The sequence below is a fragment of the Kitasatospora sp. NPDC059827 genome, assembly GCF_042731675.1.
Taxonomy (GTDB): Bacteria; Actinomycetota; Actinomycetes; order Streptomycetales; family Streptomycetaceae; genus Kitasatospora.
This window is the reverse complement of record NZ_JBHWIV010000008.1, coordinates 103,069-125,014: the sequence shown is the minus strand read 5'-3', so window position 1 is coordinate 125,014 and position 21,946 is coordinate 103,069. Positions and strand designations below refer to the sequence as shown.

Genomic DNA, 21,946 nt, shown 5'->3' with positions numbered 1-21,946 from the left:
AATCTCCGAAGGGGAGCTCGGACGTGACCACCAGCAGCAAGGTTGCCATCAAGCCGCTCGAGGACCGCATTGTGGTCCAGCCGCTCGACGCCGAGACCACCACGGCCTCCGGCCTGGTTATCCCGGACACCGCCAAGGAGAAGCCCCAGGAGGGCGTCGTCCTGGCTGTCGGCCCGGGCCGCTTCGAGGACGGCCAGCGTCTGCCGCTCGACGTCGCCGTGGGTGACATCGTCCTGTACTCGAAGTACGGCGGCACTGAGGTGAAGTACCAGGGCGAGGAGTACCTCGTCCTCTCCGCCCGCGACGTTCTCGCCATCATCGAGAAGTAAGTCGTTCCGACCCGCCCCGGATCCGTGTCCCTAGTGACAGGGGCCCGGGGCGTGGTTGTTGGTTCACGTAGTTCGGCGGCCGGCCGGCCGCAGCCCCGAGGGAATAGGGAACATGGCGAAGATCCTGCAGTTCGACGAGGACGCCCGCCGCTCGCTGGAGCGCGGTGTCAACAAGCTGGCCGACACCGTCAAGGTGACCATCGGCCCCAAGGGCCGCAACGTCGTCATCGACAAGAAGTTCGGCGCCCCGACCATCACCAACGACGGTGTCACCATCGCCCGTGAGGTCGAGCTGGACGACCCGTACGAGAACCTTGGCGCGCAGCTCGTCAAGGAGGTCGCCACCAAGACCAACGACGTCGCGGGTGACGGCACCACCACCGCCACCGTGCTGGCCCAGGCCCTGGTCAACGAGGGTCTGCGCAACGTCGCCGCCGGTGCCGGCCCGGCCGCCCTCAAGAAGGGCATCGACAAGGCCGTCGCCGCCGTCTCCGAGCACCTGCTGTCCATCGCCCGCGAGATCGAGGGCAAGGACGACGTCGCCGCCGTCGCGTCCCTCTCCGCGCAGGACACCCAGGTCGGCGAGCTGATCGCCGAGGCGATCGACAAGGTCGGCAAGGACGGTGTCATCACCGTCGAGGAGTCGAACACCTTCGGCGTGGAGCTGGACTTCACCGAGGGCATGCAGTTCGACAAGGGCTACCTGTCGCCGTACTTCGTCACCGACGCCGAGCGCCAGGAAGCGGTCCTCGAGGACCCGTACATCCTGATCAACCAGGGCAAGATCTCCTCCATCCAGGAGCTGCTGCCGCTGCTGGAGAAGATCCTGCAGAGCGGTGCCTCCAAGCCGCTGCTGATCATCGCCGAGGACGTCGACGGCGAGGCGCTGTCGACCCTGGTCGTGAACAAGATCCGCGGCACCTTCAACGCCGTCGCCGTCAAGGCCCCGGGCTTCGGCGACCGCCGCAAGGCGATCCTCGGCGACCTGGCCGTCCTCACCGGCGGCACGGTCATCTCCGAGGAGGTCGGCCTCAAGCTCGACCAGGCCGGTCTGGACCTGCTGGGCACCGCCCGCCGCGTGACCATCACCAAGGACGAGACCACCGTCGTCGACGGTGCCGGTGACTCCGAGGCCGTGGCCGGCCGCGTCGCCCAGATCAAGGGCGAGATCGCCGCGACCGACTCCGACTGGGACCGCGAGAAGCTGCAGGAGCGCCTGGCCAAGCTGGCCGGCGGCGTCTGCGTCATCAAGGTCGGCGCCGCCACCGAGGTGGAGCTCAAGGAGCGCAAGCACCGCCTGGAGGACGCCATCTCGGCGACCCGCGCCGCGGTCGAGGAGGGCATCGTCGCCGGCGGTGGCGCCTCGCTGGTGCACGCCGCCAAGGTGCTGAACGACGGCCTGGGCCTGTCGGGTGACGAGGCCACCGGTGTCGCCGTGGTCCGCAAGGCGCTGCACGAGCCGCTGCGCTGGATCGCCCAGAACGCCGGCCTCGAGGGCTACGTCATCACCCACAAGGTCGCCGAGCTGGAGGCCGGTCACGGCTTCAACGCGGCCACCGGCGAGTACGGCGACCTGCTGAAGGCCGGCGTCATCGACCCGGTCAAGGTCACCCGCTCCGCGCTGGAGAACGCCGCCTCGATCGCCTCCCTGCTCCTCACCACCGAGACCCTCGTGGTGGAGAAGAAGGAGGAGGAGGCCGACGCCGGTCACTCGCACGGCGGTCACGGCCACTCGCACTGAGGCACCGACGCCTGACCGGAGGCCCGGTCCACTCCCTCGGGGAGTCGGACCGGGCCTCCGGCCGTTGTTCGGTCGGTGCGTTTGAGGTTTCAACTATCAGTAGAATTTTGCAGAATGCAAAGATTGCCTTATAACTGAGGCATGATCGAGGCCCGCCACCTGCGCGTCCTGCGTGCCGTCGCCCGCACCGGCTCCTTCTCCGCCGCCGCCCGCGAGCTGGGGTGCACCCAGCCCGCCATCAGCCAGCAGATGAAGGCCCTGGAGAAGTCGGTGGACACCCCGCTGGTGGTCCGCTCGGGCCGCGGGATGCAGCTCAGCGAGGCCGGGCGGGTCCTGCTCAAGCATGCCACCGGGATCCTGGCCGGGCTCTCCGCTGCCGAGGAGGAGGTGGCCGCGATCGCCGGGTTGCGGGCCGGCCGGGTGCGGCTGGTCTCCTTCCCGACCGCGAGTTCCACCCTGGTGCCGCCCGCGGTCGCCCGCCTGCGGGACAGCCATCCGGGGGTGCGCGTGTCGCTGGTCGAGGCCGAGCCGCCGGAGTCGCTGGCGATGCTGCGCGGCGGCGAGTGCGAGATCGCGCTGGCCTTCCGCTACCCGCAGTCCGACGGTGCGGCCGCGGCGCCCGCCCCCGCGCACGGCACGCCGCGCGAGGCCCGGGCCGAGGCGAACCTGGAGGCCCAGCAGCTGTCGGCCGGCACCGACTGGTCCGACCTGGTGGTCACCCCGCTGCTGGACGACCCGCTGGTGGGCCTGCTGCCGGCCGCCCACCCGCTGGCCGGGCGGGGCGGTCCGGTGGAGCTGGCGGAGCTGGCGGGGGAGCAGTGGATCGCCGGCTGCCCGCAGTGCCGGGGGCACCTGGTGGAGCTGTGCGCGGGGGCGGGTTTCGAGCCCCGGATCGACTTCGCGACCGACGACTACCCGGCGGTGGTCGGCCTGGTGGCGGCCGGGCTCGGGGTGGCGGTGCTGCCCCGGCTGGCCCTCCAGTCGGTGCGTCCTGACGGCGTGTCGACGGTTCCGGTGCGGACGGCCTCGGGGGTGCCGGCGGTGCGCCAGGTGGTGGCGCTCACCCTGCCGGACCTGGCCGAGGTGCCGGCCGTCGCGCTGATGCGGGAGCGGCTGGCGGGTGCGGCCGCCGATCGCTGACGATCGGTGACCGGGCTCCCGGGAGGGGGCGGAGCGACCTGATGCGCCGCGAAGGAACGTTTCTTCACGGCGCGCCGCGGACGCGGGTCTAACGGTGCGCGACCGCCGGCGGGGTCAACGGGACCTCCACCAGGCGGTGCCGCGAGCGGCCCAGCATCTCCTCGCGCTCGTCCTCGGTCATCCCGCCCCAGACCCCGTAAGGCTCGCGGACCGCCAGGGCGTGCGCCGCGCACTCGGCGATCACCGGGCAGCGCATGCAGACCTCCTTGGCGCTGGTCTCGCGCGAACTGCGGGCCGCTCCGCGCTCACCCTCCGGGTGGAAGAAGAGCGAGCTGTCCACGCCGCGGCAGGCCGCCGAGAGCTGCCAGTCCCAGAGGTCCGCGTTGGGACCGGGGAGGCGGGAGAAATCTGCCATGGCTCATTCCCTTCAGAGGCGGTCGGCGGCGGCCGGGCGTTTCGGCGGGCTGCTGCCGAACGGTGCCCGGCGGGGCGTCCCGCGCTGGTGTGGACACCTGGAAATATGACTTAAGGCAACTCCATGGACAAGTCACCCACACACTGGCACAACAGTCAATGACCATACGAAAGCTATAAAAACGGGCAAAGTGGGCAAGGGGTTCGGCGGGCGCGAGGTGTGGCAATCGGGTGGTCGACGGGCGCGCGACGACCCGTACCGGCGTGCGGGTCGTGCGCCCACCGCGCGCGAGCTGCGTAAAAGTGCGGCGTGTGCACCGCGATGCGGCTGATCGGTAATGGGTTGGCCACGTACAGTGGTGGAGATGGCCCGAAGGCCGTAACTCATTCGAGTGACGGTCGTTGGTAGTGCGGAGGCGGTTAGCGGGCGCCGGACGTCGGGAACGATCGCGGGCAAGTCGGGGCGATCAGGACGAAGTCCGTCGCCGATCGGCCGTGTCGGAGAGGTTCGTACCAGCCAGGAGGCTCAACGTGACGCGGATCAGCTGCGGAGGACGACGGTCATGACTTCCGTTCTCGTTTGCGACGATTCCCCGCTCGCCCGCGAGGCGCTTCGCCGCGCCGTCGCGACCGTACCCGGTGTGGACCGGGTCACCACCGCGACGAACGGGGAGGAGGTCCTCCGCCGCTGGGTGGCCGACCGCTCCGATCTCGTCCTGATGGACGTCCGGATGCCCGGCCTCGGCGGGGTCGAGACCGTCCGGCGGCTGCTGTCCGCCGATCCGGGCGCGCGGATCATCATGCTCACCGTCGCCGAGGACCTCGACGGGGTCGCGCTCGCGGTGGCCGCAGGTGCCCGCGGGTACCTGCACAAGGACGCCTCGCGCGCCGAGCTGCGGGCCACCGTCACCCAGGCCCTCGCCGACCCGACCTGGCGGCTCGCCCCGCGCCGGCTGCGCAGCCCCGACATGGGCGCGGCACCGACCTTGACGGCGCGTGAGATCCAGGTGCTGGAGGGCATGAGCCACGGGCGCAGCAACGCCGAGATCGGGCGCGAGCTGTTCCTCTCCGAGGACACCGTCAAGACCCACGCCCGACGGCTGTTCAAGAAGCTCGGCGCCTCCGACCGTGCGCACGCGGTGGCGCTGGGTTTCCGCTGGGGCCTGGTCCGCTGACCGTCGGCGGCGCCGCCGGCCGCGGCGCGCCGCCCTCGAATTCCGGAACGGACGCCGCACGGGCGTGTGACGTTACGGTCCCGAGGTTGCACCATGGAGGAGTGGAGCACCTCGGGGACCAGCGGACAGGCACTGCGGCGAACCACGCAGCCGCAGGACACTCGGCGGACGGCGCGACGGACAGGACCACCCACGGCGGCGCGGCGGGAGGCGGCACGGTGCAGGAGGGGCCGGTGGTGCGCGGCACGCCGCACGGTGCCGCAGCGCATAACGTTCCGGTGCACAACTCCGGACGCGGTGCCGCGTTTTCCCGATCGACCAGGCACCATGGACCGATGCGCGACGATGTCGCCGGTGCGGCCGGCCAGGCGGACCCGGGTGAGGCCGAGCCCTCCGACCCGGGCCGCGACGCGTACGCGGAATCCGGTGACTCCGTGACCGGGGACGGTCCGGGCCGCCCGCCGGTGCTCGGCACGGGCGGCTCCCCCCTGGTGGGCGAACTGGTCGCGGCCGCCGTGCGCGGCGAGGGCCCGGCGATCGACGCGCTGCTCGCCTACGTCCACCCGCTGGCGCTGCGGTACTGCCGCGCCCGGCTGGTCCGGCTGCCCGGCGGGGCCCGGCACCACGTGGACGACGTGGCCCAGGAGGTCTGCGTCGCGGTGCTGTGCGCGCTGCCCCGGTACAAGGACCAGGGGCGGCCGTTCGAGGCCTTCGTCTACGGCATCGCCGCACACAAGATCGCCGATCTGCAGCGGGCCGCGATGCGCGGGCCCGGCTCCACCGTCGTGCCGCAGGACGACCTGCCGGAGGTGCCGGACGAGGCGCTCGGCCCGGAGGAGCAGGCGCTGCTGAGCAGCGACGCGGCCTGGGCCAAGGAGCTGCTCTCCAACCTGCCGGCCCGTCAGCGCGAGCTGGTGCTGCTGCGGGTGGCCGCCGGGCTGTCGGCGGAGGAGACCGGCGAGGTGCTCGGGATGTCGCCGGGGGCCGTCCGGGTCGCCCAGCACCGCGCGCTCAGCCGGCTGCGGGCGCTCGCGGAGGAGTCCTCCTGAGGCCGGGCGCCGCCTCCTCCTGACCGGAGGCGCAGGCCAGGGGGTCCGGCCGGGCGGAATGAGCCCGCGGGGGCGCTTGTTGTCAAGGGCACACGAGGGCACATTCGCGGTGCCAGTACCATGGGGTATCGGCGCCTGGGCAGGTTGCCAAAGTTTTGCGGGTGCACACGGGGTTCCGTTGGAGCTTCCTCCAAGCCACCCGGCTTTCGGCCGTCTGCGCGAGTGAGCGATCAACGCGCCCCCTCCCTCTGGGCGCGAGCGGATAAGGCCGGCCACGGAAGGTACCCCCAAATGTCTTACAACGCCGCAGGCGTACCCGAGAAGTTCGCCATGCTCGGGCTCACGTTCGATGACGTCCTGCTGCTGCCCGGGGCCTCCGCGGTGCTGCCGAACCAGGTCGACACCTCCTCGCGGGTCTCCCGGAACGTCCGCGTCAACATCCCGCTGCTGTCTGCGGCGATGGACAAGGTCACCGAGGCGCGGATGGCCATCGCCATGGCCCGCCAGGGCGGCGTCGGCGTGCTGCACCGCAACCTGTCGGTCGAGGACCAGGCCAACCAGGTCGACCTGGTGAAGCGCTCCGAGTCCGGCATGGTCACCGACCCGATCACGGTCGGCCCGGACACCAGGCTCGCCGAGGCCGACGCGCTGTGCGCCAAGTTCCGCATCTCCGGCGTCCCGATCGCCGACGAGTCCGGCAAGCTGCTCGGCATCGTCACCAACCGCGACATGGCCTTCGAGTCGGACCGCACCCGCCGGGTCCGCGAGATCATGACCCCGATGCCGCTGATCACCGGCAAGGTCGGCATCTCCGGCGAGGACGCGATGGCGCTGCTGCGCCGCCACAAGATCGAGAAGCTCCCGCTGGTCGACGACGAGGGCCGGATCAAGGGCCTGATCACGGTCAAGGACTTCGTCAAGGCCGAGCAGTACCCGAACGCCGCCAAGGACGCCGAGGGCCGTCTGCTGGTCGGCGCCGCCGTCGGTGCCAGCGCCGAGGCCTTCGACCGGGCCCAGGCCCTGGTCGAGGCGGGCGTGGACTTCCTGGTCGTCGACACCTCGCACGGCCACAGCCACAACGCGCTGGCCTGGATCGAGAAGATCAAGTCCGCCGTCAAGGTCGACGTGGTCGGCGGCAACGTCGCCACCCGCGACGGCGCCCAGGCGCTGATCGACGCCGGCGTGGACGGCGTCAAGGTCGGCGTCGGCCCCGGCTCCATCTGCACCACCCGCGTCGTCGCCGGCATCGGCGTCCCGCAGATCACCGCCATCTACGAGGCCGCGCTGGCCTGCCAGGCGGCCGGCGTGCCGGTCATCGGCGACGGCGGCCTGCAGTACTCGGGCGACATCGGCAAGGCGCTCGCCGCCGGTGCCGACACCGTGATGCTGGGCTCGCTGCTGGCCGGCTGCGAGGAGTCCCCGGGCGAGCTGCTGTTCATCAACGGCAAGCAGTTCAAGTCCTACCGCGGCATGGGCTCGCTGGGCGCCATGCAGTCCCGCGGCCAGGGCCGCTCCTACTCCAAGGACCGCTACTTCCAGGCCGAGGTCGCCTCGGACGACAAGCTCGTCCCCGAGGGCATCGAGGGCCAGGTCCAGTACCGCGGCCCGCTGTCGGCCGTGCTGCACCAGCTGGTCGGCGGCCTGCGCCAGACCATGGGCTACGTCGGTGCCGCCACCATCGCCGAGATGGAGAGCAAGGGCCGCTTCGTCCGGATCACCTCGGCGGGCCTCAAGGAGAGCCACCCGCACGACATCCAGATGACCGTCGAGGCGCCGAACTACTCGTCGCGCTGACCCGCTCGACCACGGAAGGGCCCGCCACGGCGGGCCCTTCCGCGCGTCCGGGGGCCGGGCCGTCGGGGCGCCACCAGCGCTGGTACGGGATACTGGGGGCGGCCGGGGTGACCCGGCGGGCATGAGCAACAAACCAGAAGGGCTCGAAGTGACTGAGATCGAGATCGGGCGAGGCAAGCGCGGCCGCCGGGCGTACGCCTTCGACGACATCGCCGTCGTCCCCAGCCGGCGTACGCGTGACCCGAAGGAGGTCTCGATCGCCTGGCAGATCGACGCCTACCGCTTCGAGCTGCCGTTCCTGGCCGCCCCCATGGACAGCGTGGTCTCGCCGCAGCAGGCCATCGCCATCGGTCGCCTCGGCGGCCTGGGCGTGCTGAACCTCGAAGGCCTCTGGACCCGCTACGAGGACCCGCAGCCGCTGCTGGACGAGATCGCCTCGATCACCGACGAGGCCACCGCGACCCGCCGCCTCCAGGAGATCTACTCCGCGCCGATCCGCGCCGAGCTGATCAAGCAGCGGATCCAGGAGGTCCGCGACTCCGGCGTCGTCACCGCCGCCGCGCTCTCCCCGCAGCGGACCGCCGAGTTCTCCAAGGCCGTCGTGGACGCCGGGGTCGACGTCTTCGTCATCCGCGGCACCACCGTCTCGGCCGAGCACGTCTCCAGCGCCGCCGAGCCGCTGAACCTCAAGCAGTTCATCTACGAGCTGGACGTTCCGGTGATCGTCGGCGGCTGCGCCACGTACACCGCCGCGCTGCACCTGATGCGGACCGGCGCGGCCGGCGTGCTGGTGGGCTTCGGCGGGGGAGCCGCGCACACCACCCGGAACGTGCTCGGGATCCAGGTGCCGATGGCGACCGCGGTGGCGGACGTCGCGGCCGCGCGTCGGGACTACATGGACGAGTCCGGCGGGCGCTACGTGCACGTGATCGCGGACGGCGGCGTCGGGTACAGCGGGGACATTCCGAAGGCGGTCGCCTGCGGTGCCGACGCCGTCATGATCGGGGCGGCGCTGGCGCGGGCGACGGACGCTCCGGGCAAGGGCTTCCACTGGGGCATGGAGGCGGTCCACGAGGAGCTGCCGCGCGGGAAGCGGGTCGACCTCGGGACCGTCGGCAGCACCGAGGAGATCCTGACCGGGCCCTCGCACACTCCGGACGGGACGATGAACCTGTTCGGGGCGCTGCGGCGGGCGATGGCCACCACGGGTTACACGGAGCTGAAGGAGTTCCAGCGGGTCGAGGTGACGGTGAACCCGGCGCTGGACCACCGCTGACGGTTCGGTCCCCGGCTGACGGCCCGTTCTCCCTCCGGGGGGAGCGGGCTGTCGGTGTTCCCGGGGGTGGGGATCAGGTGCGGTTGGCGGAGCGGCGGGTGAGGAGGAAGCCGCCGATCAGGGCGATGGCGTAGAAGGCCAGGTCGAGGGGGCGGAGGTCGCCGCGCCAGCCGGTGAGGACCTGGGGGAGCGGGGGGCGGGGGGCGGGGGTGGTGGCGAGGAGCAGGCGCAGGTGCTGGGTGAGTTGGCCGAGCAGGAGGGCGCCGGCGGCGAGGAGGGCACCCAGGGGCGGGAGCAGCGGGTTCCGGCCGCCCAGGCGGCCGAGGGGGAGGGCGACCAGGCCGGCCTGGGCGATGGTGAGCCAGCCGAGGCTGTCGGCGGCGCGCAGGGGCGCGCAGCCGTAGGCGAGGCCGCCGAGGAGCGCGGCGAGCAGGGCGAGGGCGAGGGCCAGGGCGGTGCGGCGGCGGGGGGCCCGGCGGCGGGTGGGGGTGTCGGGGGTGTAGCCGGTGACCGGGACGCCGGGCATGCCGGGGGCGACGTAGCCCTCGGGGGTGTCCAGGACCGGGGCCACCGAGAAGTGCTGGGCGGTGTGCGGCCGTGGCGACGGGCCGTCAGCGCCCGGTGCGGGTGCGGTCATGGGCATCGAGTCCCCCCGGAAAAACGATGAGCTGCCGAACGGTAGCAGCGCTCCGGGCAGATCATGGCGAGTTTTCGATCACAGATCGGGCACGGAGCGTCGCACCCGTTCCGGTTCGTCCCGGCTTGGGACGGGGGGCGGGTGGCCGTCACCTTCCCGGACAGGGGATGATGGAGGCTTGGGCGTTCGGGCCCGGGCCGGGCCGACGCGCCGTCACCACGACCGCCAGCAGCACATGGGGGAACGTTCCGAATGACCCAGGCGCAGGGTTCCACCGGCCGCCTCCTGGCCGGCCGCTACCGGCTGAACGGCGTGCTCGGACGCGGTGGCATGGGCACTGTCTGGCGCGCCGAGGACGAGATGCTGGGCCGGACCGTCGCGGTCAAGGAACTGCGGATGAACGCCAGCGTCGAGGAGGAGGAGAAGCACCGGCTGATCGTCCGGACGCTGCGCGAGGCGAAGGCCACCGCGCGGATCCGGCACAACTCGGCGGTGACCGTCTTCGACGTCGTCGACGAGGACGACCGGCCGTGGATCGTGATGGAGCTGGTCGAGTCCCGCTCGCTGGCCGACGTCGTGCGGGAGGACGGGCCGCTGGCGCCCGCCCGGGCGGCGGAGATCGCGCTGGACGTGCTGGGCGTGCTGATCGCGGCGCACGCGCTGGGCATCCTGCACCGGGACGTCAAGCCGTCCAACGTGCTGATCGGCGAGGACGGCCGGGTCGTGCTCACCGACTTCGGGATCGCCAGTGTCGAGGGCGACGCCTCGGTGACGTCCACCGGGATGCTGGTCGGCGCACCCTCGTACATATCCCCGGAGCGGGCGCGCGGGCAGAAGCCCGGGCCGCCGGCCGACCTGTGGTCGCTGGGCGGGACGCTGTACGCGATGGTCGAGGGGCGGCCGCCGTACGACCGGGGTTCGGCGCTGGCCACCCTGACCGCGGTGATGACCGAGGACCTGACCACCCCGGCGAACGCCGGGCCGCTGCTGCCGGTGATCGAGGGGCTGCTGGAGAAGGACCCCGCGAAGCGGCTGGACGCGACGCAGACCCGCTCCATGCTCAAGCGGGTGGTGGCGGAGGCGACCGCGCGGGCGGAGTCGACCACCGAGCACGCGGTGCCGGTCGCTGGCGGGGAGAAGGCGGACCAGAAGGACACCGCCGGGGAGGGCGCCGCGCAGGAGGCCCCGGCTCCGGAGGAGACGCCGAAGGAGACGCCGAAGCGGACCGTGGGCGGGCTGCTGGGGACGGTCCGGGTGGGGAGCCGGGCCAAGGCCGTGGAGCCCGTGGCGGAACCGGCCGGGCCGGCCGAGGCGGCCGAGCCGGTGCCGGCGACCGAGCCGATCCGGCCGGTGACCAGCGAGTGGACGATGGGGGCGACCCAGGCGGCCGGGGCCGATCCGCGCAAGGGACGGCGGCGGCTGGCCATCGCGACCGTGGTGGTCGTGCTGCTGCTGATCGCCGGGATCGTCGCGGTGGTCCGGGCGGTCGGTAGCGGGGACACCGGGGCGAAGGGGGCCGGCACCCACAGTGCGGGCGCCACCTCGCCGGCCGCGACCACCGGGGAGGCCACGCCGAGCGCGGGGCCGGCGGCGACGGGCAGTGAGTCGGCTCCGGCGGGCACGCCCACCGAGGCGCCGTCCTCGGCCGCGGTGCCGCCGCCGGCCGCCACCACCCCGGCACAGCCGCAGCCGCAGCCGCAGCCGTCGGCGTCGTCCGCGTCGAGCGACCCGGCGCCGACCCCGCCCGGTGGGGCGGTGCCGGCCGGGTTCCACGCGTACCAGGACCCGAGCGGCTTCTCGGTGGTGCTGCCGGACTGGCTGCAGCCGGCCGGGTCGGAGGCCAACCGGCGGATCTTCAAGAACTCCGCCGACGGCAGCCAGCTGCGGATCGAGTGGACCACCACGCCCGGCGAGAGCGCCCTGGCGGACTGGCAGGAGTCCGAGCCGAACGTGCGCGGCCAGGTGACCAACTACCAGCGGGTGAACCTGGCGGCGATCACCTACCGGCAGTGGAGCAACGCGGCGGACTGGGAGTGGACCAACGGCACGCCCAAGAGCCACTCGCTCAACCGCGGCTTCGTGACGGGCAGTCCGGCCAAGTACGGCTACTCGATCTACTGGATCGTCCCGGACGCGCAGTGGGCCGCGCAGGCCCCGGCCCGGGACGTCGTCTTCAACACCTTCCAGCCGGCGCCGTAGGTCCGGTTCAGCCGAGCAGGCGCTGCTTGGCGAGGGTGAACTCCTCGTCGGTGAGCGCGCCGGAGGCCCGGAGAGCGGCCAGGCGCTCCAGCTGGCCGATGAGCTGCTCGCCGGTCGGAGACCCTGGAGCGGTTGCCGGAGCCGGCGGGGAGGTACGGGCGAGGCGGGCGGCCTCGCGGACCTGCTCGGCGAAGACCTCGGCCTTCGCCACGTCCTCGAAGCGGTGGGAGCCGGTCAGCGCGACGACGGTCAGCACCTCGCCGTTGAGCTTGGTCCGGGCGACGGTGGCGTCGGTGACGGCGGCGAGCGGAACCGGTACCGGAGGTTTCCCGTCCTTCAGGAAGAGCAGCCGGTGGGTGGTGAGGACCAGCACCCCCTTGCGGAAGTGGTCGGGATGGCGCCCGGCCGTGGAGGCGACGGGCTTCTCGCCCCCGATGACGGACGCCTCGACGGTGCGGACCGCCTCGGCCCGGTTGGCTTGGTTGCTGTTGCCCGCCATCTTGAAGGCGGTGTCGATCAGATCGGTCCAGTCCATGGGGCCGAGCGTAAAGGAGCCGATCAGTAGGCTGCTCGGTGAGCGAGAGGAACTGGCATGCGAGGCGGCCCGGGCCAGTTGTTGGCGGGGCGGTACCGGCTGACGGACCGTCCCGAACTGCTGCGCGCCCGCGCGGTGGACGAGCGGACCGGTGAAACGGTCCTGCTGCGCGCCGTGGAGCTGCCCGCTCTGCTGACGGCGGGCCAGGACCCGGACGAGCCGAACCCCGGGCACGGGGACCGCCTGGTGCGGCGGGTGGCGGCGGTCGGCGCGGCCGCCCCGTCGTGGCACCCGCGGCTGCTGCGCGGGGTCGGCGCCTTCGTCGAGGGCGAGCTGCTGTGGACGGTTGAGGAGCGCCCGGCCGGCCGGACGCTGGCCGAACTGCTCACCGCCGGACCGCTCCCGCCCTACCGGGCGGCCGAGTTGGCCGCCGACCTGGCCGGCGCGCTGCGGGCGCTGCACGAGGCCGGACTCGCCCACGGCAATGTGACCGCCGAGTCGGTGCTGGTCTGCGAGGACGGCGCGGCGATGCTCGGCGGCCTGCTGGACGGGGTGGCGCAGGAGGCGCTGGCCGAGGACCTCGGCGGGCCCGGCGGGCGCCGCCGCTACGAGGTCCGGGCCACCCTGGCCGGTCCGGTGGCCGAGCGCTGGCCGCTGGACGGCGGCCCGGCCGGGGACTGCTGGGCGCTCGGGGTGCTGCTGCAGCGGATGGTCACCGGGCGCTCGCCGTTCCCGGAGCTCGGCGTGCCCGAGCTGGTGACGGCCGTGCGGGACGGGCGGCGCGAACCCTCCGTGGTCTGCGGGCCGGTGGCGCCGGCGGTCGAGCGGCTGGTGCAGCCCGACCCCACGCTGCGGCCCACCGCCGGGGAGCTGCGGGAGGAGCTGGCGGCGCTGCTGGTGGGCGCGCCGGAGCCGGCCGACGGGGAGCGGGCGGCCCGGGAGGTCGAACTGAAGCCGGACGCGCCGCTGGTGCCGCTGCGTCGGCGGCGCGCCCGGCCGGAGGCGGCGGTGCCGGAGACCGGGGCGGGCGGTGCGAGGAGCCCCCGGATACCCCCGGCGCTGCTGGGTCCGCTGCTGGTCGGAGGAGTGTTCCTGCTGCTGGTGCTGGCCGTGGTCGCCGTGGTCCTGTTCGCAGGCTGACGGCCCCGGTTCGCGCCGGTCCGCCGGTCCGGCGGGTGGGCGAGATTACCGGGCTCGGCACGGTGCGCCTAATGTGTCCGTGGGATTTGTTCGAACAGCGGTCTGCGGCGGTCGTTCGGCCGTCGTGGCGCGGGTGGAAGCGGAGAGGGGGAGCGGTCGCCGATGGGCGTGCAGGACCGGCCGGAAGCGGCCGAGGCGGAGCGGTTGCTGGCCGGGCGGTACGAGCTCGGTGAGCGGCTCGGCCGGGGCGGGATGGGGACGGTCTGGCGGGCCTGGGACCGGATGCTGGACCGCGAGGTCGCGGTCAAGGAGCTGACCGTCAACCACCTTCCCGAGGAGGACCTGCAGATCCTGCACACCCGGATGAAGCGCGAGGCCAGCGCCGCCGCCCGGATCAAGCACCCCGGTGTGATCACCGTGCACGACGTGCTGGAGCAGGACGGCCGGCCGTGGATCGTGATGGAGCTGGTCGACGGCCGCTCGCTGGCCGACGTGATCAGCCAGGACGGCACCCTGCCGCCGCGGGCCGCCGCCGAGGTCGGCAGCCAGGTGCTCGCCGCGCTGCACCGCGGCCACCAGCTGGGCGTGCTGCACCGGGACGTCAAGCCGGCCAACGTGCTGCTGGAGCGCGGCACCGGGCGGGTCGTGCTGCTGGACTTCGGCATCGCCAAGTACGAGGGCTCGACCGAGCTGACCCGGCCCGGTGACCTGGTCGGTTCGCCGGACTACCTGGCCCCGGAGCGCGCCCAGGGCGAGCGGCCCGGGCCGGCCTCCGACCTGTGGGGCCTCGGGGCGACGCTGTACGCGGCGGTCGAGGGCCAGTCCCCGTTCCGCCGGGACTCGCCGATCACCACGCTGGCCGCGGTGGTCGACGAGCCGCTGCCGGAGTCGCGCCGGGCCGGGCCGCTCGGCCCGGTGCTGGCCGCGTTGATGGCCAAGGACCCGGCCGACCGGCCGAACGCGGACGAGGCGGCCCGGATGCTGGCCGAGGTCCAGGCCGGGCACACCATGGGGCTCAAGACGGTCGGGTCGACGGTCGGCCCGGTGCGGACGCCCACCCAGTCGGTGCCGGTGGTGGACCGCCCGGCCGGGCCGGAGGGGACGGTGGCCTCGGCGCCGGAGGGCTCGGACGCCCCGGCCGCTTCGGAGACGCCGACGGACCCGCGTCCGGCCGGGACCGCAGTGGCGGCCGCCGTACCGCCGGTCGGACCCGAAGCCCCCGGGGGAGCGCACACCGCCGTCGGCGCGCCGGTCGCGCACCCCAGTGCGCCCGTGCGCGGTCCGGCCAAGCGCCGCAATCGGATGAAGCTGGTCGCCGTCGCGGTGGCGGTCGGCCTGCTGGCGGCCGCGGCGACCTTCCTCGCCACCCGGCACGTGGTCGGCCCCTCGACCGCCGACCCCACCCCGACCACCCAGCCCGACACCGCCGGGCCCTCCGAACCGGACCAGACCGGCAGCCCCACCCCGGGGGCGCCCGCACCGTCCGGCTACCGCTGGGTCGACGACCAGGCCGGCTTCCGCTTCCCGCTGCCGACCGGCGGTCCGGCCTGGCAGCGCAGCCTCGGCACCGACGCCAACCAGATCTTCTACAGCCCCGACAACCGGGTGCACTACCTGCAGTTCGCGGTCACCGTCGGCCAGTCCGTCAAGCCGCTGGACCACATGCGGCAGATGGAGGGCAGCGTCTCCAAGTCGCTCAAGGACTACAAGCAGCTCCGGATGGCGAGCTCCGTGGTCAACGGCCACGAGGCGGCCACCTGGGAGTTCAGCTACGCGGCCAAGGAGGGCGGGCGTCGGCGGGCGATCGAGACCGAGTTCATCGACGAGGACGGCACCGCCTACGCGGTCTACGCGTCCAGCCCGGACAAGGACGGCGAGTGGCAGCAGGCCGAGCAGCGCTTCACCACGGTGCTCAACCACTTCACGCCGACCCGCTGAGTCCGATCCGCTGAGTCCGATCCGCTGAGTCCGACCCGCTGAGCCCGGGCGGGGGGAGCGGGCCGTACGGGCGGAGCGCCCCGCTTTCGCCCGACTGCGGCAGATTCTTGTTACCGACGGGTACCGCGCCGAGGCCCGAAGGCCTAGGCTGCGCCGTATGTCGGACCTCACAGCAGATGCAGTGGCCACCGAACACCCCGGCGCCGCCCCGGCGGACGGCAACCCGGCCGCCCCCGGCGGGGGCCGGACCGTCGCGACGGCCGTGCCCCGGTCCCTGGTCGAGCGGCTGGCCGGCGGGATCACCGCGACCGGTGAGCCCAGCCTGGTGGAGACCGTCGCCCCGCTGACCGGTGAGCGGCTGGCCGGTCTGCCGCAGTCCACCCCGGCCGACGTCGAGGTCGCCTTCCAGCTGGCCCGCCGCGCCCAGGCGGCCTGGGCCGCGCTGCCGGTGCGCCGCCGGGCCGCCGTCCTGCTGCGCTTCCACGACCTGCTGCTCAAGCGGCAGGACGAGGTGCTGGACCTGGTGCAGGCGGAGACCGGCAAGGCCCGGCTGCACGCCTTCGAGGAGGTGCTGGCCGTCGCCATGGCCGCCCGGCACTACGGGCGCGCCGCGCAGGGCTACCTCAAGGACCGGCGCCGCGGCGGTGCGCTGCCGGTGCTCACCCACACGGTGGAGGCCCGCCGCCCCAAGGGCGTGATCGGCCACATCTCGCCGTGGAACTACCCGCTGGAGCTGTGCGTCGGCGACCTGCTGCCCGCCTTCGTGGCCGGCAACGCCGTCGTCAACAAGCCCGACACCCAGACCGCGCTGACCGGCCTGTGGGCCCGCGAGCTGCTGATCGAGGCGGGGCTGCCGGCCGACCTGTGGCAGGTGGTGATCGGCGACGGCCCGGTGATCGGCCCCGCCGTGGTGGAGCACGCCGACTACGTCTCCTTCACCGGCTCCACCCGCACCGGCCGCGAGGTCGCCCAGCGCGCCGCCGCCCGGCTGGTCGGCGCCTCGCTCGAACTCGGCGGCAAGAACGCCATGCTGGTGCTCTCCGACGCCGACCTGGAGGCGGCCGCCGCGGGCGCCGTCCGGGCCTGCTTCTCCTCGGCCGGGCAGCTGTGCATCTCGATCGAGCGGCTGCTGGTGCACCGCTCGGTGGCCGACCGCTTCCTGGAGCTGTTCGTCGCCCGCACCAGGGCGCTGCGGCTGGGCGGCGGTCTGGCGTACGGCGCCGACATGGGCTCGCTGGTCTCCGCCCGGCAGCTGGACACCACCACCCGGCACGTGGACGAGGCGGTCAAGGCCGGTGCCGTGGTGCTCGCCGGCGGGCGGGCCCGGCCCGACCTCGGCCCGTACTTCTACGAGCCCACCGTCCTGGACGGGGTGACCCCGGAGATGGCGGTGTGCGGTGAGGAGACCTTCGGCCCGGTCGTCTCGGTCTACCGCTTCGACACCGAGGAGGAGGCGGTGGCCGCCGCCAACTCCACGCCGTACGGCCTGAACTCCAGCGTCTGGACCAGGGACCTGCGGCGCGGCCGGGCGGTCGCGGCCCGGCTGCGCACCGGGACGGTCAACGTCAACGAGGCCTACGCGGCCGCGTACGGCTCGGTCGCCGCGCCGATGGGCGGCATGGGCGACTCCGGTCTGGGCCGGCGGCACGGCGCCGACGGCATCCTGCGGTTCACCGAGGCGCAGACCGTCTCGACCCAGCGGCTGATGCCGATCGCGCCCTCGTTCGGCCTGGACGACAAGCAGTTCGCCGCCGTGATGACCGGCGGGCTGCGGGCGCTCAAGGCGCTGCGGTTCAAGTAGCGGACGGCGTACGCCCCCCCCGGCCGGGGTTCCCCCGACCGGTCCGACCCCCTTTTTTCGACCCCGAGGAGCAGAGGCAGATGGTGGAGTCCGGCGGTGCGGCGGAGTTCGACTACGACGTGGTCGTGGTCGGCTCCGGCTTCGGCGGTTCGGTCGCGGCGCTGCGGCTGACCGAGAAGGGCTACCGGGTCGCCGTCCTGGAGGCCGGGCGGCGCTTCGAGCGGGACGAACTGCCCCGCAACTCCTGGGACCTGCCGAACTACCTGTGGGCGCCGCAGCTCGGGCTGTACGGCATCCAGCGGATCCACCTGCTGGCCAACGTGCTGATCCTGGCCGGCGCCGGGGTCGGCGGCGGTTCGCTGAACTACGCCAACACCCTGTACGTGCCGCCGAAGGCCTTCTTCGAGGACCGCCAGTGGCGCCACATCACCGACTGGCAGCAGGAGTTGGCGCCGTTCTACGACCAGGCGCAGCGGATGCTCGGGGTCCGGCTGAACCCGACCGTCACGCCGTCCGACGTCCACCTCAAGGCGGCGGCCGAGCAGATGGGCGTCGGGGACACCTTCCACATGGCGCCGGTCGGCGTCTTCTTCGGGGACGGCAAGGACACCGACGGCACCGCCAAGGGCGCGCCCGGCGAGGAGGTCGCCGACCCGTACTTCGGCGGGGCCGGCCCGGCCCGCAAGGCCTGCGTGGAGTGCGGCGAGTGCATGACCGGCTGCCGGCACGGCGCCAAGAACATGCTCACCGAGAACTACCTGTACCTGGCCGAGCAGGGTGGCGCGGAGATCCACCCGCTCACCACCGTGGCCCGGATCCGGGAGTCCGGGGGCGGCTTCGCCGTGGACGTGCGGCGCACCGACTCCCGGTCGAGGACCGACCGGGTCAAGGCGGGCGCGCGGACCCTCACCGCCGCCCGGGTGGTGGTCGCGGCCGGCACCTACGGCACCCAGTCGCTGCTGCACCGGATGCGCGACGCCGGCCACCTGCCGCGGATCTCCGCCCGGCTCGGCGAGCTGACCCGCACCAACTCCGAGGCGCTGGTGGGCGCGCAGACCACCGACCGGCGCTACGGCGCCAAGGCGGACTTCACCAAGGGGGTGGCGATCACCTCCTCGATCCACCCGGACGCCAACACCCACATCGAGCCGGTCCGCTACGGCAAGGGCTCCAACGCGATGGGCGCGCTGTCGATCGCCCAGGTCAAGGGCGGCGGGAAGGGCCCGCGCTGGCTGCGCTACCTGGGCAACTCGGCGCTCCACCCGGTGACCTTCGCCCGCTCGATGAACCAGCGCGGCTGGTCCGAGAAGACGATCATCGGCCTGGTGATGCAGTCGCTCGACAACTCGATCACCGTCTCGCTCAAGAAGGGCCCGCTCGGCAAGCCCCGGCTCACCTCCAGCCAGGGCCACGGCACCCCCAACCCGACCTGGATCCCGGCCGCCGAGAAGGGCGCCCAGGCGCTGGCCGACGAGATCAACGGCTTCGCGGGCAGCACCGTCGGCGAGATCTTCGACATCCCGATGACCGCCCACTTCCTCGGCGGCTGCCCGATCGGCGACGCCCCCGAGACCGGCGTGGTCGACCCGTACCACCGGCTGTACGGGTACCCGGGGATCAGCGTGGTGGACGGCTCGGCGGTCTCCGCCAACCTCGGCGTCAACCCCTCGCTCACCATCACCGCGCAGGCCGAGCGCGCGATGTCGATGTGGCCCAACAAGGGCGAGGCCGACCGGCGCCCGGAGCAGGGCGGGTCCTACCACCGGGTCGAGCCGGTCGCACCGGTACGACCGGCCGTGCCGGAGGGCGCGTTCGGCGCGCTGCGACTGCCGCTGCTGCCCGTCCCGGAGGTCCCGAAGAAGCAGGGCTGAACCCGCCCCGGAGGGCCAACCGGCCTGCGCCGCTTCCCGGTTGACAGTCGTTCGGGTCCGATGGGATAAACGGGCTCCCTGGGGGACCAGGAACTCGTCGAGCGGGGGGACTGCGGCCATGGCCAACTGCGCATCGTGCGGCGCGACTCGGGTGGCGGGGGCGCCCGCCTGCGGCTCCTGCGGCCGGCCGTGGGCGCCGCCGTCCCCGCCCCCGCCCCCGCCGTCTACCGCGCCGCTGGCGCCGCCGCCGGTGCCGCTCGTACCGCCGGTACCGCCTACCGCGCCGCCGGTGCCGCCGGCCGGGTACCCCCCGCCGCCGGGCGCCGGTCACCCGCCGGTCGGCGGCCCGCCCGCGCTGGGCAGCTGGGGCGCCGGCCGGCCGTACCAGCCGTCCTCGCCCGGCCGGCGGCTGCTGGCCGGCCCGGACTGGCGCCCCGCCCTGCGGGCCGCCGTCGCCCCGACCCTGGTGCTGCTGCTGGCCGCGCTGGTCGCGGCGATCCCGAGCGACTACACCTACGACCGGACCTTCCCGACGCCCGACTTCGGCGACCGCTTCCTCGCCACCCTGGCGATGGCGCTGAACGCGCTCGGGGCGCCGTTCCGGCTCGGCCTCCGGAGCCCGGTCGGCCGGGGCCGCTCGGAGGGCCTGGACGTCACCTTCTGGGTGGTGCCGATGACCGTCACCGTCCTGTGGGGCCTCGCCCTCTGGCTCGGCCTGCGGGCCGGGGGGCGCCGGCGCAAGGCGGACGGCACCCAGCTGACCCGCGGCCAGGCCGGCGGCGAGGCGCTGCGCACGGCGGTGGTGCTCGGCCTGGTGACCGCGGTGCTCGGCCTGGTCGGCAGCACCAGCTGGCAGCCCGGGACGACCGAACGGAACCCGGACTACTACGGCACCGCGCTGAGCCTGGGGAAGCCGACGTACAGCACCGACTCCGGCTGGCTCTGGGCGGTCGGCTGGACCGTCCTGCTCGGCGGGCTGCTGGCCTTCGCCGTGTACGGCACCGACGCGCTGCGTTGGGCCGCCTGGCGCAACCGCTCGGTGCGCGGCTGGGCGGTCGCGGCGCTGACGGCCGGCCAGGCGCTGGCGCTGACCCTGGGCCTGGCCTCGGTGACGGCCTTCGTGCTGGTCGCGGCCAACAGCGACCGGGGCTGGCAGACGGCGGTCTCGCTGGCCTTCCTGCCCAACCTCGGCCTGGGGCTGCTCGGCCTGGGCTCGGGCGCGACCCTCCGGGCGGGCACCAGCCTGGGCGGGGACGCCCCGGGCTGGAGCGACCCCGGCGGCCGCCGGACGGAGTTCTCCTTCTTCGACCTGCACGACCAGAGCGCCGACTGGCGCTGGGCCGCCCTGCTGGCGCTCGCCGGGGCGGTCCTGCTCGGCTGGTCGGCCCACCGGCGGCGGCTGGACGCGGCCGACCGGGTCCGGCTGGCGGTGGTGTACGCCGTGCTGCTGACCGGGCTGACGGCGGCGTCCGGCGGGCTGACCAGCTCGGCGATGTCCTTCCTGGCACCGGACTCCAGCGGCTGGGGCGGCTCGAACCGCTCGGTCACCACCCAGGACACCTCGGTCGGCCTGGTGTTCCTCGGGGTGCTGGTGGCCAGCGCGGTCTGGGCGGCGGTGGGTGCCCTGCTGGTGCCCGCGCTGCTGGCGGCGCTCGGTGGTCGCGACGCGGCGCTGTACGGCACGGCGCCGTACGGCTCGGCGGCGTACGGCTCGGCGGCGTACGGGACGTACGGGACGGTGCCGCCGGAGGCGCCGTACCCGGCGGGGCCGCCGTACGGAGCGGTGCCGGCCCAGGCGCCGCCGCCCGGGCCGGTGGCGGACGCGCCGGTGGTGGAGGCGCCGGTGGTGGCCGGGGTGAGCGAGGTGCTCGGCTCGCACGAGGTGCCGCCCGCCCCGGCCCCCGCCGACGCGCGGCCGGGCGAGGAGCCGGTGGACCCGACGGTCTGGCGCGACCACCCTTAGGGTCCGTCTTCAAACTCCCGTCTGCGGGCCGACGCCGGGGCACGCGCCTCGCCGCGTTGTCGTCGGTCGCCAATGCGCTGCATTGGGCTCCCTCCTCCGCCTTGCGATGCACGCACCCCAACGCCGCCCCGCCCGCCCTCCGGGCGGACGACGGGAGTTTGAAGACGAACCCTAGGGCCGGCGCCCGGCGGAGAAGTGCGCTGCGGAAAGGGCAAAGGGCCCCGCGGGGGAACGGGGCCCTTTGTCGCTCAGCACGCGGCGTCAGGGCTGCGCCGGTGCTGGGGGGTGACGGCGCCGGGGGAGAAGCGCCGTCGGGTCGGTCGGCTCGCGGTGCGCCGTGCGGCGCCGGCGTGGGTGGCCGGTGGCGCGGGACGCGCGGCTCCGTGCGGCGTGGTCGGCGGGCAGGTCTGCGCCGGTCCCTCGCTCACGGAGCGTGAGGTGACGACCGCTGTCGTCGTTCCGGGCGGCGACTGCGGAGGCAATGGTCCGGGACTCCACGGGAGGCCTGCCGGCCGCCGGGAGAACCGGTCACACCGAGCATCGTGGTGGACGGAGGGGCCGTTCTGCAACCGATTCGGCACAGTTCGGCACAGTCCATTTGCTGGCGGCGCCGCGTCGAATGATCACGGTGAGTAGTGGTCTGGGGGGTTGCGGCGCACGGGGACGCGCGTAGCAGCGCGGGACGGCGGGGGTGGTGCGCCCGGGGCGCAGTCCGGATCGATGGGCAGATCGAAGGGCGGATCGAAGGGCGGATCGAAGGGCGGTGCGACGGCCGGTCCCGGGCGTCCCCGGGGAGCCGGCCGTCCCACCTCTCGGCCCAGTCGCGGCCGGGGTCGCTGTCCCCTGCTGGCCGGCCGCGGCACCCGCGCACGGTCCCACGGAGCCGCTCCCCGGCGGGCCGGGGCGGCGGCGCCACATGCGCCGGTGGACTGGGGTGAAGCTCC

Annotated in this window: 16 protein-coding genes; 13 read left to right on the top strand and 3 right to left on the bottom strand. The window is 73.9% G+C overall.

The genetic code is table 11. The annotated features are described in order from the left end of the window. The first annotated feature begins 23 nt into the window (after positions 1 to 23). The 3 genes from groES to ACFV8H_RS07690 all read left to right on the top strand — a co-directional run bounded on the left by groES (position 24) and on the right by ACFV8H_RS07690 (position 3,210). On the top strand, positions 24 to 329 hold the full coding sequence (groES, locus tag ACFV8H_RS07700) for a co-chaperone GroES (protein ID WP_014136232.1): 306 nt from the start codon (positions 24 to 26) through the stop codon (positions 327 to 329). Positions 330 to 441: 112 nt separating this feature from the next. Continuing rightward, positions 442 to 2,070, top strand: coding sequence for a chaperonin GroEL (gene groL, locus ACFV8H_RS07695; protein WP_380397367.1), 1,629 nt, complete (start codon positions 442 to 444; stop codon positions 2,068 to 2,070). Positions 2,071 to 2,211: 141 nt separating this feature from the next. Continuing rightward, positions 2,212 to 3,210, top strand: a complete 999-nt coding sequence (locus ACFV8H_RS07690) for a LysR family transcriptional regulator (protein ID WP_380397365.1) — start codon at positions 2,212 to 2,214, stop codon at positions 3,208 to 3,210. A gap of 88 nt (positions 3,211 to 3,298) precedes the next feature. Here ACFV8H_RS07690 and ACFV8H_RS07685 read toward each other — a convergent pair whose 3' ends face one another. Then, positions 3,299 to 3,625, bottom strand: coding sequence for a WhiB family transcriptional regulator (locus ACFV8H_RS07685; protein WP_375882144.1), 327 nt, complete (start codon positions 3,623 to 3,625; stop codon positions 3,299 to 3,301). Between the two features lie 562 nt (positions 3,626 to 4,187). Between ACFV8H_RS07685 and ACFV8H_RS07680 the strand changes: the two genes are divergently transcribed. From ACFV8H_RS07680 to ACFV8H_RS07665, 4 genes are all read left to right on the top strand, one after another. Then, a complete protein-coding gene (locus tag ACFV8H_RS07680; protein ID WP_014136228.1) occupies positions 4,188 to 4,799 on the top strand; it encodes a response regulator transcription factor in 612 nt (203 codons plus the stop codon). A 335-nt stretch (positions 4,800 to 5,134) separates the two neighbouring features. After that, positions 5,135 to 5,848, top strand: a complete 714-nt coding sequence (gene shbA / locus ACFV8H_RS07675) for an RNA polymerase sigma factor ShbA (RefSeq protein ID WP_375882147.1) — start codon at positions 5,135 to 5,137, stop codon at positions 5,846 to 5,848. Between the two features lie 291 nt (positions 5,849 to 6,139). Next, positions 6,140 to 7,642, top strand: coding sequence for an IMP dehydrogenase (gene guaB / locus ACFV8H_RS07670; RefSeq protein WP_375882150.1), 1,503 nt, complete (start codon positions 6,140 to 6,142; stop codon positions 7,640 to 7,642). Positions 7,643 to 7,790: 148 nt separating this feature from the next. Continuing rightward, entirely contained in the window at positions 7,791 to 8,918 is a 1,128-nt protein-coding gene (locus ACFV8H_RS07665; RefSeq protein ID WP_375882152.1) for a GuaB3 family IMP dehydrogenase-related protein, read from the top strand. 73 nt (positions 8,919 to 8,991) lie between these two features. Here ACFV8H_RS07665 and ACFV8H_RS07660 read toward each other — a convergent pair whose 3' ends face one another. Next, positions 8,992 to 9,555: a hypothetical protein gene (locus tag ACFV8H_RS07660; protein ID WP_380397362.1), complete on the bottom strand. Its 564-nt coding sequence runs from the start codon at positions 9,553 to 9,555 to the stop codon at positions 8,992 to 8,994. A 252-nt stretch (positions 9,556 to 9,807) separates the two neighbouring features. On the opposite strand from ACFV8H_RS07660, the gene ACFV8H_RS07655 reads away from it, so the two are divergent. Continuing rightward, positions 9,808 to 11,754, top strand: coding sequence for a serine/threonine-protein kinase (locus tag ACFV8H_RS07655; RefSeq protein WP_380397360.1), 1,947 nt, complete (start codon positions 9,808 to 9,810; stop codon positions 11,752 to 11,754). Positions 11,755 to 11,761: 7 nt separating this feature from the next. Here the strand turns inward: ACFV8H_RS07655 and ACFV8H_RS07650 are convergent, their stop codons facing one another. Continuing rightward, positions 11,762 to 12,289, bottom strand: a complete 528-nt coding sequence (locus ACFV8H_RS07650; RefSeq protein ID WP_380397358.1) for an SHOCT domain-containing protein — start codon at positions 12,287 to 12,289, stop codon at positions 11,762 to 11,764. Positions 12,290 to 12,346: 57 nt separating this feature from the next. Between ACFV8H_RS07650 and ACFV8H_RS07645 the strand changes: the two genes are divergently transcribed. The 5 genes from ACFV8H_RS07645 (at position 12,347) to ACFV8H_RS07625 (ending at position 21,002) form a co-directional block, all read left to right on the top strand. Beyond that, entirely contained in the window at positions 12,347 to 13,429 is a 1,083-nt protein-coding gene (locus ACFV8H_RS07645; protein ID WP_380397356.1) for a protein kinase, read from the top strand. A 162-nt stretch (positions 13,430 to 13,591) separates the two neighbouring features. Next, positions 13,592 to 15,367, top strand: a complete 1,776-nt coding sequence (locus ACFV8H_RS07640) for a protein kinase (protein WP_380397354.1) — start codon at positions 13,592 to 13,594, stop codon at positions 15,365 to 15,367. Between the two features lie 157 nt (positions 15,368 to 15,524). Then, positions 15,525 to 17,168 (top strand): succinic semialdehyde dehydrogenase, encoded by a 1,644-nt coding sequence (locus ACFV8H_RS07635; protein ID WP_380397352.1) that lies wholly within the window; start codon positions 15,525 to 15,527, stop codon positions 17,166 to 17,168. Positions 17,169 to 17,248: 80 nt separating this feature from the next. After that, a complete protein-coding gene (locus tag ACFV8H_RS07630) occupies positions 17,249 to 19,039 on the top strand; it encodes a GMC oxidoreductase (protein ID WP_380397351.1) in 1,791 nt (596 codons plus the stop codon). Between the two features lie 289 nt (positions 19,040 to 19,328). Further along, on the top strand, positions 19,329 to 21,002 hold the full coding sequence (locus ACFV8H_RS07625; RefSeq protein ID WP_380397349.1) for a hypothetical protein: 1,674 nt from the start codon (positions 19,329 to 19,331) through the stop codon (positions 21,000 to 21,002). The last annotated feature ends 944 nt before the right edge of the window (positions 21,003 to 21,946 follow it).